Here is a 13,628-nt window from a genome sequence, read left to right as displayed (position 1 = left end):
GAGTAGACCCGCGGCGCAGCCCTGGGGGTGGTCTCCAGTTCGGCGGTGCGCTGGGCCAGGACGTCCAACACCTGTGCCACCGGGGCGGGTGGGGGCGCCTGAGCGGCGTGGCGGGCTACAGCGGCCAGCACCCGCTCACCTACGTCGGGTGCGTCGGCCTCGAACTCCTGGGCCCGTTGCGGGCCCGGGGCCAGGACCAGGAGCCGCCCGGGTCTGAGCGTGGTCCCGGCCGGAAGCAGGGGTTGGATCTGGGCGCGGGTGGGGGAGTCCATTACGTGCACGGCGGCCAGGCCCATCAACGCTCGAGCCAGCCCTTCGGACAGTCGCCACCCCCAGGCCGGGGCCGGCTCGGGGACCGTGGCCAGGACCAGAGGCAGCAGGCGCGAGGGGTCGGTCAGTGCGTCGGCCAGGGCGCGTTGTTGGGTGTGGTCGTGATGGTGCACCGGACGGAGCGGGAGCGGGGTGTGCCCGTCGGTCGCCTTCAGGGCGCCCATGAGGTCCCGGGCGGCCTGCGGCAGGAGCAGTTGGGCGGACGGGTCGGCTGGGGTGTGCTCCACCGTCAGGTGTGCCCATCCCTGGGTCGGGGTCTGCGCCAGGGCCACGGTGGTGGTCCACTGGCCGTCGTCGCGTTCGGTGCGGGTGGTCAGGGATAGGGAACGAGTGCCGTCGGAGGCGGTGTGGGGCACCACCAGGGCGTGGGAGCGGGAGGTGAGCTGGTACCGGTCGGCGTGGGAGAGATCGCGTACCGCAGACGGGCCCGTGCGGTTGCGGTTGACCCACCTCAGAAGGACCGGGGTGGACAGCTCACACGCCTGCCCAGAGGAGCCGCACCGCCACAGTGATCGGAGACGGGACGGAGCGGGCGCAGCGGACGACAACGAGGTCTCCTGGCGGTGGGGCGGGGTGTGGTGGGCACTCCAGCATGGCCCATATCGCACCCACGAGTCAGTTGACCTCACAGCTTTAGGGCCTTCCGGGCGGTTCGTCCCGTCTTGTGCTCCGTATCAGTCACTCAGGATGCGCTCAGCGTTCTGAGGGTCAGGTCTGCGGCTTGAGCCTGGCCAGGCGAACTGGCTCACCGTCGAGTAGGAGTTCGTCGATCAGGTTGTCGGTGATCTCGTCGTGCTCGCCCTGTGGAAGGTCCAGGGTGATGTGGAAGTCGCGGAGCGCGGCTCGAACCCTGCTGGGCAGGGCGGAGTAGTCGGGGATTTCTTCGGGGTCGGCCGCGATGATCACACGGGCCTCACACGGCGCGTCGATCCTGGTCAAGGACACATCAACGCTGGAGCTGAGCCCGGCCTTGACCAAGGCCTTCCGTCGAGTTCTCCTCCTGCTGGTGACGCTGTCCACGGAAAGCCAAGGGCGCCTGCGATAGAGCGGGCAACCTGGAAGTACGTCAACGTGGACGGCCCGCATCGGCGTGACGACACCCGTTGGCGCCGGCAACCCACCCCTCAGAGAAGAAGAGCGCGGGGCTCCTCGGCCCCATCAGGGTCGTGCTCATGGATCTGGTGCGCGTGTACGGCGTGGTCCAGTTCGGCCAGCAGGCCAGCGTACCGCTTCACGGTACGGGCCAGCAGCGGTTCTTGCGATTCCCTGGGCGAGAACCAACTGCTGTGACACCGGGCGTCCAACCCTAGCTCCTCGGCCAGGGCGGCGAACGCGGGCGTGTGGGCATAACCTCGCCCCGGCACGACCTCCCGGATACCCCGGTGGCGGGCCAGGAGGTGAGCGCCCTGGTGGAGCAGGGTTTGCAGCACCGAGTGTGCACTGCCCAAGCGCTGCGGCGGCAGGACCAGGGTCAGCGGTACTTCGTGGTGACCGCCGGTGCGCCACAGAACGGAACACCGGCGTCGCTGTGTGTTCGTCGGCAGGAGCTCGATCCGTACAGAATCCAGCTCAGGATGGTGGGCGCGGACCTGGTCCCAGGCCCGATAGAGCGGCGGTCGGCACAGCAGGTAGGTGTGGGTGGCCGAATCCCACACCAGACGACCCTCCTGATCCAGTTCGGCGAAAGCTTCGGCCACGTCGAGGGTGGTCAGGTCGGTTTGCTGGCCAATCAGTGACAGACAGGTCCAGCCTGGCGTGTCGGATCGCGCCTCTGAGGGACCATTGGTGTAGCGCAGGCGAAACGGCCACCGCCCCAGGCCTTGGCGGTGCTCGGAGTCGGCTTCCAGGTACAGGCGTGCGGGAGGCGAGGCCAGGGACCATTCCCGACCGTCGCCGGGGTCCCGGAGCACCTGATGTGGGGGTAGGGGCAGGTGGGGGACCAGCTCGGAGCGGTTCGTGGGGGTGGGAAGCCGGTAGTCGATGGCGAAATCCTCGCGGTCAACCGGCGGTTGTTGGACAACCAGCGGTGTGGGGGCCGCGGGGGGCAAGCGCCGCGCACGGTTGCGCCGCGCACGGTTGCGCTGCGCGCGCTTCTTGTTGGCCCTGGTCCTGCGCTTGCCCATGCACCCCACCAATCCAAAATTTACCCTCAGTTGCACATGGTAGCTCTATGTGTTCGTAGGTTGGTGTGCGCTCTCGCTCACCGCCTGGCGAACCACCTATTCGAGATCGGGCACATGCGCGCTGCCGCCAACCGCGTCGCCCACCGGGAGGAACAACTCCAAGAGGCGCAAGCCCTACTTCGCCGAGCCATCGCACACGCGGAAGGGGAAGTCGACGCGGAGACGATCCTCACCGAGGTCGAGCACCACCTTCCCGATGAGGAGCTGGTCAGCTACTTTGCCGACGCCCGAATCCTGCACAGGTCCATTCACGGAGCCGACCACACCGCACCCCCTGGGGAAGCGAAGTCCAAGACCAGCAAGACTTCCAGGACACCCGAGAGAACTTTCACTGGAAGGGCTCAGCCCGCTTCGACCTCGTGTCGGTTGGCGGCCGACTGAGTCTGGGAGGCAAACCCGCGCTGAGCTTCGCGGTGTTTTCAACTACGGCGCGGTGGGCCCTACACTCGCATCAGCGCCACCTTCTACGGCACCCTGTCGGGTTCGCTGTCCACGTTGATTCACCCCCGGCCGCTCACCCCGCACAAAGGGGTGGCCGGCCGTGTCTGGACATCGATGTGGAAGGCAGGGAGAGACCGTGGACAAGCGGTTGAGTGTGCTGGTGCTGGGCCCGGTACCGCTGGTGCGTGAGGCGGTCTGGGCGTTGGTCGATGCCGACCACGCCATCCGCGCGTACACCCCCTACCGCGCCGAGGCGGACATCCTCGACGCCGTAAGGGCCTTCCAACACCAAGGAGCCCTCGACCCCGGGTTCGCTGAAGCGTTCGCTGAGCCCCTGACCGGTGAGGTGCCTCTGGCCGAGCCTGGCACCTACGTCAGCCGCCGCCACCCTCGGGTCCGTTACCACGTGCGGATCCACCCTGTCGCCGCACCGCCGCGTGAGGCGGACACGGTGGCGCTGCCCGCGCTGTGCGGAACCCAGCCCCTGCCGTTCCTGGCCGCGCTCGGCGTCGTGGTCCTGCTGGAGGCGAGCCGCCCCCTAGCAAGCGCGCAGCCGCGGCTGTCCTGGTCCCGCCAGGGCGGGCAGGCCCTGATCACCGCGCCGGGGGCGAGCGTGGAGGGGATCGCGGCCGACTTGGTCGACTGCGTCCACACGATGCTCGCCCAGGACGGGGTCATCTGGGGTGTGGACCGCTTCCCACCACCACGCGAGGCGGGCCAGAGCGGCGGCGACCCCCTACGGGTACCGGTGGCGCACAGCAACGCTCTGGCCGCGCAGGTAGGCACCCACAGCGGCCCGGCCGGGGTGCGGTGGCTGGAGCGGCTGGTCAACCTGAGCGCCCCCGACTCCTCGGGCCGCGTTGCCCTCTCACCCTTCCTGGCACCCCGGGGTCGGCAGAGCATCCGCACCTTCTTCGAGTTCCCCCTGCGTCTGATGGAGGAGGATCCCGCCACCCTCGTAGGGGAGGCGCTGACCGGGTGGCGCCGAGTGATCGGGTGCACGGGGGAGAACCTGGACTCCAGTGCGCCGGTGGACGCCGTCGAGTCCGGCGACGGCCAGGCCTACAGCCGTGGGGTGCCCGGCCCCACCTGGTTGGCGACCCAAGCCCTTGCCCTGACCGAGGTCGCCCAGCGCCCCGACACCGCAGGGCCGGCCACGCTCTGGCACGAGTTGCCCGGCCTGGCCGCGGCGGGGTCCTTCCTGAACACGGCGATGGTGTGGCCACTGTGGGACACCCCCTTGACCTGCCAGGAGATCACGGTGCTGCTGCGGGGCCCGGGCTATCGCGTCCACGTGGTCCGTGATGCCGGCCGCGGCCCCATGGTCGGGGTGGAGCTGGATCCCGGCCCGGTCCGGGGCACCTGGGCCCGCGCCACCCAGCGCGGGGTCTTCACCGCCCGCGCGGCCCTGCGGCACGTGGGAGCCAAGTCTCTGGGGCCGCTGGTGCCACACCTTCCGTATGTGGACCACGGTGCGGCGCCCTGTCAGGACCGGGAGGTTGTGTGAGGGCCGCGCGGAGCACCTCCTGGAGCAACCGCTCCGATGACCAGACCGTGCAGCGTCTGCTCGCGGACGCGAGCCGACTGTGGGTGGAGGCCGGCCCCGAGCACGAGTGGCTGCGCCGCCGCCACGACGGGTGGTGGGACCACACCAACCAGGTGTGGGTGCTGCCCGTCCCCGGCCGTCACCGACGGCTGGCCCGCCTACTCAGGGAGCTGGAGCGCACCCGGATCAAGTATCGACCCGCGCAGCTACCCTTGCGCGACCGGGCCTTGCGCTCGGCCGACCCGCTCCTCCCCGCGACTGCAGGAACGGACCGGCCGGTGCCGCAGATGCACGCTCCCGGTGTTGTCTCCTACGCCCAGATGCTGTCCCTGGTCCACACCTGCCCAGCCACCACAGTTCAGGGCCAGCGCGACCGTGCTCTGGTGCTGGCGTGCTGGGAACTCATGGCCATCCCCACCTATCTCCAGGCCCTGGACATGGGACACCTGTACCCCCATCCCGAAGGGCTGGAGGTCGCGGTCACCGGGCAGCTGGCGGTGATGGCCTACCGCGCCGACCTCGCCCACTGCCCGGTGCGCGCGCTCACCACCTACCTGGAGCTACGCGAGGAGGTCCGACTCCTGCGCGGCCCTGTGTGGTTGCGCGCCGCGCCACAGCGCGGCCACACCGACATACTGACGGCTCAGCCGATGAGCTCATCCCAGATCGCAGCGCGGTTGAACGCCATCGCCGTCGACGCCGGGCTGAGCGGGCGCGGCACCGCGCTGGGGTTGCGCCAGGGGGCCATTGCCACCGCGGCGGCCTCGGGTGCCAGCCAGAGGTGGCTGGCGGCGCAGAGCCGCCATGCGCCCGACTGCGCCTTGCTGAACCGGCTCATCCGGCTCGGGCAGCGAGCGGCGGAGCATGAGTGCGTGGACCTGTGGGGGGAGCGGCCCAGAGATCGCCGTGCCCCGTAGGGGCCCGAAGGGCTGGGTTCGCCCACGCCACCAGGTTGAGGCCGCCACGGCCCCCGCGGTGGCCAGCTCCTGTGCCTCCATGCCCGCAGGTCCTTGCACAGCCCTTCCGGGCGGGTGTCGGACCCGCCCGGAAGCGTCACCACCACAACCCTGTGGTCACCCCTTCAACGGTGCTCAGGCGCTGTCTACGTTCCCCGGCCGCACAAACTCAACAGGAGGAATCCGTGAGCACCTTCGAGATTATCGCGTCCAACGGCCAAGAGGTCGACTGGGACAACCCCGTTCCCCGGTGGGGGTTCACGGACGGCGCGGATTCGTTCGTGGACGAGGTCGCCTACCAGGATGGCGACACCATCACTGACGCGGTGGTCCGTTTCCAGCAGGCGGGAAAGCTTCCAACTGGTGAGGTGTCCGTGGGGGAGCGGGAGCGGTGTGACGTGGACTGGGTTCACAAGGACCACCCGCACCGGTATCGCGTGACCGTCACCGAGTAGGCGGTCTGGCCAGTATTCGGGAACCCCTGCGCGCCGGCCAGACGATTCGCTACCCTGAGCCCGTCGTGGCCCGCGACCTCTTCAACGGCCCCCTCGGGGCTGTCTACGTTGACAGGGCGGTCCTGTCGCTGGGAGGGAAGAGATGAACGTACTGGCCAAGCTTGACAACGCCTTCGAGCACCGCTCCGAGTTGGTGGTTGCCGCCATGGGAGCGCTGTGGGGGGCGACCTTCGTGGTGCTCGCAGTGCTGTCCGGTGCCACCGCTGGCCTGGTCATCAGGGGATAGCCCCACGCCAGGGGAGGGGCGGCCGAGTGTCACCTCCTCCCGCTACTGTGGTCCCCACATGGTGCCCCCTTGCGGGGTGAGGATCGAAACGCACTCTCGACCCCCGGGAGCCCACCCGGGGGTTAGCGTGTGCTCCCCACCCACACCGGGGTGGGCCCGATCAGTCCTCTTCGTCTTGGAACTGGAGTCGGAGCAGCGCCGGGTGGACCAGGTCGGCCACGGCCGAGCGGAATCCGGCGTCGGCGCTGATGTGTTGGCTCAGCAGTGTGCGGACGGGTGCGGCCTGGTCGCCCTTGACCTGTTCGGCCGCGGCCCAGCACTGGTGTACAAACCCGACAGTCCCGCCCTGGAGTACGCCACACGGATGGCGCACTCTCGCCCCATCGCCGTGATCGAAGGTCTGCACCTGTCAATCCGTGGCTGGGCCGTGGCAACCCAGGCCCAGAACATCCTGACCCCGGACGAGCCCGCGAAAGAGTTCCCCGAGCCAGTGGCCAAGGAACTGGAGCGGCTGGAGTTCCACAAGAACAACGCCTGGGGAGACAGGCTCGGAAATCAGATCGCCCACCAGTCCCTGGACAGCATCCGCAGGGCCGGGTTCACCGACCGCGGTGCGATCAAAAGCTGGCTGATCGCGCACGGCGCGAGCGGACGCAGGATGCAGCGTCTCGACAAGGCCATGAACGAGCTGGGCTATCCAGACGAGTGACAAGACCGATGGCCACGGGCCGACCCACCAGCGAGTAGGTCGGCCCACGCACAGACGGAGAAGCGATGAGCGCCCACGGACCGCAGCACGCCACCCCTGAACAGCGCCGCGAGTCGAACAGCACCTGCCTTTCTACGAGACATGCGGCGCCCAGCACACGGTCGAGTGGATCCGCTCGAGCGACTTCGGCAACACGGTCGAATACCAGCCAGGGCTGGAGTACTGCTCGAACCCCAACTGCCCGACGCAGTGGTCACAGTGACCGGGACGAAGCACCGACAGCCGCCCCCGGGTGTGCGCGCACTCGCGCAGTCCCGGTGAAGACCCTCGGCGCTGCCCTGGGCCCGCCCGAACCCGCGGCATGGCTCTACCTGGCCTGCGACACCCAGCTCCCCAAGGGCCGGGTGGCCTGACCACAACAGCGCAAACCCGCACCAGTTCGTGCGGACCTTCGTGCTACATCTGAAGCGGGTCTCCGCGCCAGACCTGCTCAGTCGAGCCTCGGTAGTCGGGGCGGCGCCACCGAACAACCACCTCACCTCCCCTGGGACGTCCCCTCGGTGGCCTGTAGCCGAACCCCAAGGCTGAGCCGTTGAGAACATCGGTAGGTTCCTCCGGTGGCGTGACCCCCTCACCTGAGACAGTCACCCCGTATGCGGTCTCCCCGGTCCGGTTGACCGCCGCTCGGGCCAGCATGGAGTGGTTCCCTCCGAGCGCTTTCTCTACCTCCCACATCGGGTCGTAGCGCTCATCCTGCTCCTTGCTGAGGCTGGTTTGTTCTTCTGCTGCGTCTGCGGATCGCCTGGACTGTTGGGCTGATTCCGTGGCAGCTTTCGCAGAAGTCTCCGCATGGCCAGCGGACTTATCTGACGCCCTCCGGGAACCGCGGGCGTGGACTGCGGCCCATCCTGCGACGAGGAGTGCGAACACCGCGGCGATGTCGCCGACGTCGATCGGGTTGAATTCCATGATCGGAAGGTAACCTCTGGCGTGGGTGCGCGCATGACGAAGCCCACCCCCGAGGAAGTAGAGCGGGCTTCTGGGCGTCTAGAGTGCCTCGCGTTTGGCGAAGAGAGCGGTGGCCGTGGCCTGGGATCGGCGACCTGACCGACCAGCGCCGGCTAGGGCGCATGATGAAGCGCCACGACCCGGCGATCTATCCGGGCACCTACAGAAACGCCGCCGCCAGCAGACCCTGTACTGGGTCCAGGACTTGCCCTCGGGCACCGGTCCTGAGCACGCCTCCGCAGCTGCCGCAGCACAAGCCAGCGTCGACACGGCCGGTATGAACCTGACCTGGTGGGATCTGGCCTTCGGTCATTTCCCCGTACTCGGCCGTGCACCGGGCGCTCATTTCGGCCGCCGCCCGTCGCGGTCGGCCTCGACCCGGTGCTGCTTCCTCGTCGCCTCACGGGCCCGGTCGCGCAGCCGGATTACGCTGCCGTGGCGCAGGTCGAGGTCACCGACGCCGGCCGTGCCCCGGGCCAGGTGCTCGGTCCGGTCGGCCACGGAGTAGGCGAGCACCTGCTCGAGAACGTCAGCCGTTGTGCGCACCTCGTGCAGCTCCTCGCGCACCTGGGCCAGTTGATCGCCGCGGGCGGCCTCGGCGGCGATAAGAGTCTCGAGACGGCTGGTCACTCGGCCCAGCAGCGGGTCCCGCGAGCGGAAGAGCTCGGCGGCGCGTGTGGTGGCGGCGTCGACCCCGATATCCAGGTCGAGGTGGGCAAGCAGGAACGCGATGATGAGGCTGGCCTGGGACAGGCGCTTGGCGAAGGCCTGCGCCTGGTCGTCGGACACGCCCGCCTCGCGCACCGCGGCGGCCCGCAGCTGCTCGCGCAGGCCGGTCATCACCGCCTCGGGCAGGGCGCGCACCGTCGGCTGGCTGACCACGTCGGTGACCCTGAACGCCGTGGTCGGCAACTCGCCCTCGCTAGTCGACTCCTCGCCGCCGCGGACCGCTGCAGACTGGACGGCCTCCTGGTGATCGGTGTGCTCAAGGGCCTGAACCCGGTGAGCGTCCTCGTCGATCTGCTTGTCGTGAGCGCTAACCGGGCCCGACGCCTCGTGCTTAGGCTCGACCGCCTCGCCGGCCTGGAACGCTTCGGGCTCAGGAGTAGTTGCGGTGTCCACCTCGGAGCCAGGGGTCGCGGGGGCGCTCGTCGACGCCCCGCCGCGCTGGGCGAAGGACCCGCCGAGGCGGCCCTCGAAGTCGTCGAGCTTGTCGGCCACCGCCTGTGAGGTCTCCAAGGAGTCGGCCGCCTCGGCCTCGCGGCGGTACCGGGTCAGGCCCTCGGTCCCGCCAGAGCGGTAGGCGTCGAGGAACGAGGTGTCGACATCCATCGCCTCGCTCGTCACCGTCGGCGTCAGGGCGTCGTCGAACTCTCCGCCCCCGCTCACAGCTCGCCGTCCTCGTACTGGTCCGACAAGTAGTTCTCGCCCCTGGTCAGACCGATGAGGCTGTCCAGGCCGCTGGTGATCACGCGCTCGAGGTTGGCCACGTTCGTCGACAGCGCCTTGTTCTCATCGATGAGCTGATTCATCCTGGCCGTGAGGAGGTCGGGGACGTCGAAGTCGCCGTTCTCTCTACGGATCTTCTCGATCACGGCAGTAGCCATGTACTCATTGACTGAGGGGTAGCCACGTTTGTCGGCCCAATAGGCCGCCCGCTCCCTGTCTGTCGAGCTCAGCCTGATCCCGACGCGCTCTCGCCCGCCGTTCCGCCCCGCCTCAGCCCCGGCGGCGCGCCCACGGTCCTGGGTAATCATCACGTGTTCCTCCCTCAACAATCGGTGCCCATTCCGCCGCTCGCACCCCGGCGACTCCCTCGGCCCCCGGCCGGGGCGGCGGAGACCCTTTCCTCGTTCAACGACAGGGACGGCGAATCCGCGAGACCGATCAGCCTCCTGAGCTTGATCCGCCCATGCTGCTCGAGCGTTGGCCGCTGCCCGCTCCGCCGGGAGCACTCGACGGCTCCGCCTCGCCATCGGCCTCGGAGCAGCCGACCAACGCGGTTCGGACGGCGTCGGAGCGCCAGATCTCCTGGTCCTCGTCGTTGGCCAGGTGCTCGACGATCGAGCCGGTGCCGATCGGCGCACCGCCGGCGATGAAGCGCAAGGACTCCTGGCTCAGTCCCGACGTGAAGACCGCCTCGGCCATGCACTCGCCGGACTCGGAGTACATGGTCCTCTGTTCGTCGTTCAGGGCGAAGGAGGAGAACATCGAGACCACGCCGTCGGCCAGCTCGGTCGATGAGCGGATGTCGACCTGCTCATCGACCTCGTACTTGGGATGCAGGTCCGGCTTGTCCTGCTGGGCGGGTTTCGGCGTCTCGGGGGCCGCGTAGTCCGGAGCCTCCTTCTCTACGTCAGGAGACCGGTCGTCGACGCAGACGTCGAAGCTGGCGCGCATGTCCTTCGACAGCAGCGCCTCGGCGTCGTCACCCAGCTTTTTTGCTCGCAGATCCTTCGCCACAGCGGCGAGGTCGTCACCGTCGATCTCGACGATGAAGGCCTGACCGGCCTCGGACACGCCTGAGTCCTTGACGGCTTCGGCGAAGCAGACTCCCTCGTCGGAGTTCGACGGCTGGCCGTGGCCGACCAGCGCGCCGAGGGTCTCGCCCAGCTCTTCGTCGGTCACCGGGGCCGCAGTCGTCTTCGGCGGCGGGCTCGCTGTCTTCTTCGCCTCGCTGCCGCAGTCTGCCAGGCCCAGCCCTGCGGCCACGAGCACCGCCAGCGGCGCAGCGGCCGTTCTCCAGATCCGTGATCCCATCCTCATCGTCCATCCTCCATCGACCCAATCGTCGACGGTGTCGTCTCCACTGGGCTTCAAGAACATGTTATGCAATCATTTATTCATTGTGGAGGTGATAGATCAATAGAAGGTGTTTGTCCTTGATCGGCTCCACAAGCACCGGCGGCCACAGCGCGAGGGGCACCAGGCGGCGCAGCCGCCTCGGAGTCCATGACGAGAGGTTCTATGCGCCTGCTGAACAGGGGACGGACTCCCTACCCTGGTCACGGGGTGTGGGGGAGGGGTCGACGGAGTCGACCCGGGAGGATCACTGCACGTTCGGACCAAACCGCTGCTGAAAGCACCCAGGGTCCACTAGCTGCCCGTCAACATCCCGATCAATGGCGTACCGACTGCCTCCGGTCCGCATCGCTGCCGCGTCCGCGCCACTTGTTCACCTCGTGGATGTGCTCAACCCCTGCGGATCGAAGACCTCTCGATCGCACATGCCCACCACGTCCTGAAGGAACGGAGACCACCGCTCATGACGACCACAGCAGTCCGCGAGGACACCACCATCACCTTCCCCTTCGGCACCAAGGTGACCGGAACGCTCATTCACGACGCCGAGCACTCCAGGCTCGTGCTCGAGACCGACGAGGGCCCCGAGCCCCTGTCGATCAACCTCGCCAATGACGGCCTGCTGCCGGCCGAGGGCTGCGTATTCATCAAGGACTGGTCGGATCGCGCGGGCCTGGCCGAGTCCCTGGAACAGCAAGGGTTGGTCGAGATCGTCGGCCGGCGGGTCGTCGGACCCTTCAGCTCCACCGCCTACGAGGTCCGGGTGCTCTTGGACTGAGGAGGGGACGAGAAGAGCCGATCAGCGCAGCTGATCCGGAAGCTCTCTCGAAAGTTGAGACCTCTCGATCGACGAAGTCGATTCGCAAGGGGCATTGGAAGGGATCAACAGCACGACCGACCGCTGTGCGGGGCCCGAGAGCTGGGCCTCGCACAGTAGCTCACACAAGGAGATCGACATGACCAACCCCAACAACTCCGGCCACGCCACCGTTCGTCTCGCCGCCGCCCCCGTCGCCTTCAGCAACCCCAACGGCTCGAAGAACGTCAAGTTCAGCGGCTACATGGACAACAACTTCAAGTCCCGCGACGGCGACTGGGGCTCGCAGAAGGTCCCCTTCGAGACCTATATCCGCGAGACCACCGATGCGAACAGGACTCCCTTCGCCGCAATGCGCGAAGGCGACATCGTCAACATCTCCTACCACCTCGAGGACGGCTCGTACCGCGACAAAAAGACCGGTCAGATGGTCTACGCCGGTCCGAAGGTCGTTGTCGACGACATCTGGTTCGTCGAACCGAAGTCCACCCGCGATGCCCGTGCCCAGACCAAGGCCTCCCAGAACCAGGCCCCCGCGCAGCCGGCCCCGGTCGCTGCTCCGCAGCAGCCACAGCCCGTGGGTGCCCAACCTGTGCAGACCGTCCAGCAGACTCCTGTCGCGGTGCCCGCTCAGACCCAGCCGCAGCCCGCCGTCGGTCAGCCGATGGCCGTGCCCGCTCGGGTCGCGCAGGCCCAGGGCAACGCCATGATCAACGAGCTTCCGTACTGAGTCGATCGGCCCTGCCGCTGCCCGGTGCGAATCCGCTGAGCACACCTGAGAGTCCCGGTCACGGAGCGTTGGCTCCGTGACCGGGACTCTTGCTTTCCCAGGCTCGCCGTCACATCGCCTGGCACCTAGCCGCAGACCGGGCCACCCTGGCCGGTCTGCGTGCCGACGAGGAAGCCGGCGAGGCGGTGGCCCACGCTGTCGCCACCCTGGAATTCCTCCAGAATTCCCTGCACACCCAGATCACCACCCAACCAGCTGATCAAAGGCAAAACCATGAACCGCACTCAATGCTGGATCTTGCAAGACGCTGCGGGCCATCACTACATCCAATCCCGGGTGACCGAGGTCGTGAATCACTTCCCCACCCAGGAGAGTGCCGCCTCCCACGGTCGCTACTGGGCTCCGACGTACACCCCGGTGCAGCTGCCGTACCCCTGCTACCTACTGGAATGTGACTGTGATGGTCCCGATGCAGAGGGCTGCGCCTCCTCCGACCACACCGCTGAGAGTGGATGCGTCAGCCTCATGCATGGCCACGACGAGGACGAAGCCCGCACTCGGGCACTGGCCGATTTCTGGGAGGAGGCCACCACCGACCGTGAGGGGCGACCACTCCTGATATGCAACTCCTGTGCATGACGTTTCTGGATTCCATAGCCCCTGTTCGGCATGGCGGATGCCAACGCTCGTCGCGTTAGTTGGCCGCAGGGAGGAGCTTAGCGAGACGCTCGGCTGGTGTTTCCCAGCCGAGCGGATCGACAGACGTGCTCAGACCCGCAGACAAAACCACACGAAAGGATCGCTTCGCCATGCACACCACACAGAACACCCCCACCGCGCAGCGCAAAACCCTGGCCGACGCCCACCGCGCCAGCGAGCTGGAGATGGCCGGTGAGCGGTGATGGTTGAGCTGGCGCGCGGGGACCGGGTGCGCATCACCCGCACGACCCCGTATGGGACCTCGGTGAGGACCGGCCAGATCGTCTCCGACATCACCCACGGCGGCTTCATATTCGCCGAGGACGGAGCGGGAACAGGGGCGATGGTCACCGACGAGACCTTCGCTGAGTACCTGCGCACAACCTGGAAGGTCGCGGGCAGCCAGGTCACCGAAGTGATCACGTAACCCGCCCCACGGTACCTGTATCGATCTACGACGTAAAGGTTGACCACGAGACCCAGTTCCAGGCCGTGCTGTGTCAGATCGCGCGCAGCGCCGACCCCACACACCTGCCTCCGGCTTATCGAACTGATCGACGTCGCCGACTGGGCGCACGCCCACGGCCACCCCATCTCCTGGGGCTGAACCCCACCCGCGCCGGGGCGCGGCCGCTCGGCCGCCCCCGGCGCTCCACCCCGTCAACC

Annotated in this window: 17 protein-coding genes; 9 read left to right on the top strand and 8 right to left on the bottom strand. The window is 68.0% G+C overall.

The genetic code is table 11. The annotated features are described in order from the left end of the window. The 3 genes from BQ8420_RS22370 to BQ8420_RS22360 all read right to left on the bottom strand — a co-directional run. Nucleotides 1-878 (bottom strand): hypothetical protein (locus tag BQ8420_RS22370; protein ID WP_143847490.1); only part of this gene is annotated, 878 nt, incomplete at its 3' end. A 160-nt stretch (nt 879-1,038) separates the two neighbouring features. After that, nucleotides 1,039-1,269: a hypothetical protein gene (locus BQ8420_RS22365; RefSeq protein ID WP_143847488.1), complete on the bottom strand. Its 231-nt coding sequence runs from the start codon at nt 1,267-1,269 to the stop codon at nt 1,039-1,041. A 185-nt stretch (nt 1,270-1,454) separates the two neighbouring features. Continuing rightward, nucleotides 1,455-2,453, bottom strand: a complete 999-nt coding sequence (locus tag BQ8420_RS22360) for a hypothetical protein (RefSeq protein ID WP_087101129.1) — start codon at nt 2,451-2,453, stop codon at nt 1,455-1,457. Nucleotides 2,454-2,567: 114 nt separating this feature from the next. Here BQ8420_RS22360 and BQ8420_RS22355 point away from each other — a divergent pair, with 114 nt between their 5' ends. From BQ8420_RS22355 to BQ8420_RS32040, 5 genes are all read left to right on the top strand, one after another. Then, nucleotides 2,568-2,894, top strand: coding sequence for a hypothetical protein (locus tag BQ8420_RS22355; RefSeq protein WP_143847486.1), 327 nt, complete (start codon nt 2,568-2,570; stop codon nt 2,892-2,894). A 196-nt stretch (nt 2,895-3,090) separates the two neighbouring features. Next, nucleotides 3,091-4,461: a hypothetical protein gene (locus BQ8420_RS22350; protein ID WP_087101127.1), complete on the top strand. Its 1,371-nt coding sequence runs from the start codon at nt 3,091-3,093 to the stop codon at nt 4,459-4,461. After that, nucleotides 4,458-5,417, top strand: coding sequence for a hypothetical protein (locus BQ8420_RS22345; RefSeq protein ID WP_087101126.1), 960 nt, complete (start codon nt 4,458-4,460; stop codon nt 5,415-5,417). Before BQ8420_RS22350 ends, BQ8420_RS22345 begins: the two co-directional genes overlap by 4 nt. A gap of 224 nt (nt 5,418-5,641) precedes the next feature. Then, nucleotides 5,642-5,911 carry a hypothetical protein gene (locus BQ8420_RS22340; protein WP_087101125.1) on the top strand — a complete coding sequence of 90 codons (270 nt, stop codon included), beginning with the start codon at nt 5,642-5,644 and terminating at the stop codon, nt 5,909-5,911. A gap of 142 nt (nt 5,912-6,053) precedes the next feature. Continuing rightward, a complete protein-coding gene (locus tag BQ8420_RS32040) occupies nt 6,054-6,197 on the top strand; it encodes a hypothetical protein (protein ID WP_160049392.1) in 144 nt (47 codons plus the stop codon). A 160-nt stretch (nt 6,198-6,357) separates the two neighbouring features. Here the strand turns inward: BQ8420_RS32040 and BQ8420_RS31560 are convergent, their stop codons facing one another. After that, nucleotides 6,358-6,570: a hypothetical protein gene (locus tag BQ8420_RS31560; protein ID WP_143847484.1), complete on the bottom strand. Its 213-nt coding sequence runs from the start codon at nt 6,568-6,570 to the stop codon at nt 6,358-6,360. On the opposite strand from BQ8420_RS31560, the gene BQ8420_RS31555 reads away from it, so the two are divergent. After that, entirely contained in the window at nt 6,562-6,906 is a 345-nt protein-coding gene (locus BQ8420_RS31555) for a hypothetical protein (RefSeq protein WP_143847482.1), read from the top strand. The genes BQ8420_RS31560 and BQ8420_RS31555 overlap by 9 nt on opposite strands. Before the next feature lie 1,350 nt (nt 6,907-8,256). Here BQ8420_RS31555 and BQ8420_RS32430 read toward each other — a convergent pair. The 3 genes from BQ8420_RS32430 to BQ8420_RS22320 form a co-directional block, all read right to left on the bottom strand. After that, nucleotides 8,257-9,303, bottom strand: a complete 1,047-nt coding sequence (locus BQ8420_RS32430) for a hypothetical protein (RefSeq protein ID WP_200816051.1) — start codon at nt 9,301-9,303, stop codon at nt 8,257-8,259. After that, nucleotides 9,300-9,671 carry a hypothetical protein gene (locus BQ8420_RS22325; protein WP_087101123.1) on the bottom strand — a complete coding sequence of 124 codons (372 nt, stop codon included), beginning with the start codon at nt 9,669-9,671 and terminating at the stop codon, nt 9,300-9,302. Before BQ8420_RS22325 ends, BQ8420_RS32430 begins: the two co-directional genes overlap by 4 nt. A gap of 130 nt (nt 9,672-9,801) precedes the next feature. Continuing rightward, on the bottom strand, nt 9,802-10,680 hold the full coding sequence (locus BQ8420_RS22320) for a hypothetical protein (protein ID WP_143847480.1): 879 nt from the start codon (nt 10,678-10,680) through the stop codon (nt 9,802-9,804). 499 nt (nt 10,681-11,179) lie between these two features. Between BQ8420_RS22320 and BQ8420_RS22315 the strand changes: the two genes are divergently transcribed. Continuing rightward, on the top strand, nt 11,180-11,494 hold the full coding sequence (locus BQ8420_RS22315; RefSeq protein WP_087101121.1) for a hypothetical protein: 315 nt from the start codon (nt 11,180-11,182) through the stop codon (nt 11,492-11,494). 178 nt (nt 11,495-11,672) lie between these two features. Continuing rightward, nucleotides 11,673-12,263 carry a hypothetical protein gene (locus BQ8420_RS22310; protein WP_087101120.1) on the top strand — a complete coding sequence of 197 codons (591 nt, stop codon included), beginning with the start codon at nt 11,673-11,675 and terminating at the stop codon, nt 12,261-12,263. Nucleotides 12,264-12,388: 125 nt separating this feature from the next. On the opposite strand, the gene BQ8420_RS32035 is transcribed toward BQ8420_RS22310, so the two are convergent. Further along, nucleotides 12,389-12,538: a hypothetical protein gene (locus tag BQ8420_RS32035; protein WP_160049389.1), complete on the bottom strand. Its 150-nt coding sequence runs from the start codon at nt 12,536-12,538 to the stop codon at nt 12,389-12,391. A gap of 626 nt (nt 12,539-13,164) precedes the next feature. On the opposite strand from BQ8420_RS32035, the gene BQ8420_RS22305 reads away from it, so the two are divergent. After that, the gene (locus tag BQ8420_RS22305) at nt 13,165-13,389 is read left to right on the top strand and encodes a hypothetical protein (RefSeq protein ID WP_087101119.1); all 225 of its coding nucleotides are present in this window, start codon (nt 13,165-13,167) and stop codon (nt 13,387-13,389) included. Nucleotides 13,390-13,628 lie beyond the last annotated feature (239 nt).

This window comes from Nocardiopsis sp. JB363, assembly GCF_900143625.1.
GTDB lineage: Bacteria > Actinomycetota > Actinomycetes > Streptosporangiales > Streptosporangiaceae > Nocardiopsis.
The sequence above is the reverse complement of the archived record's forward strand: the minus strand, read 5'-3'. Positions and strand labels throughout refer to the sequence as shown.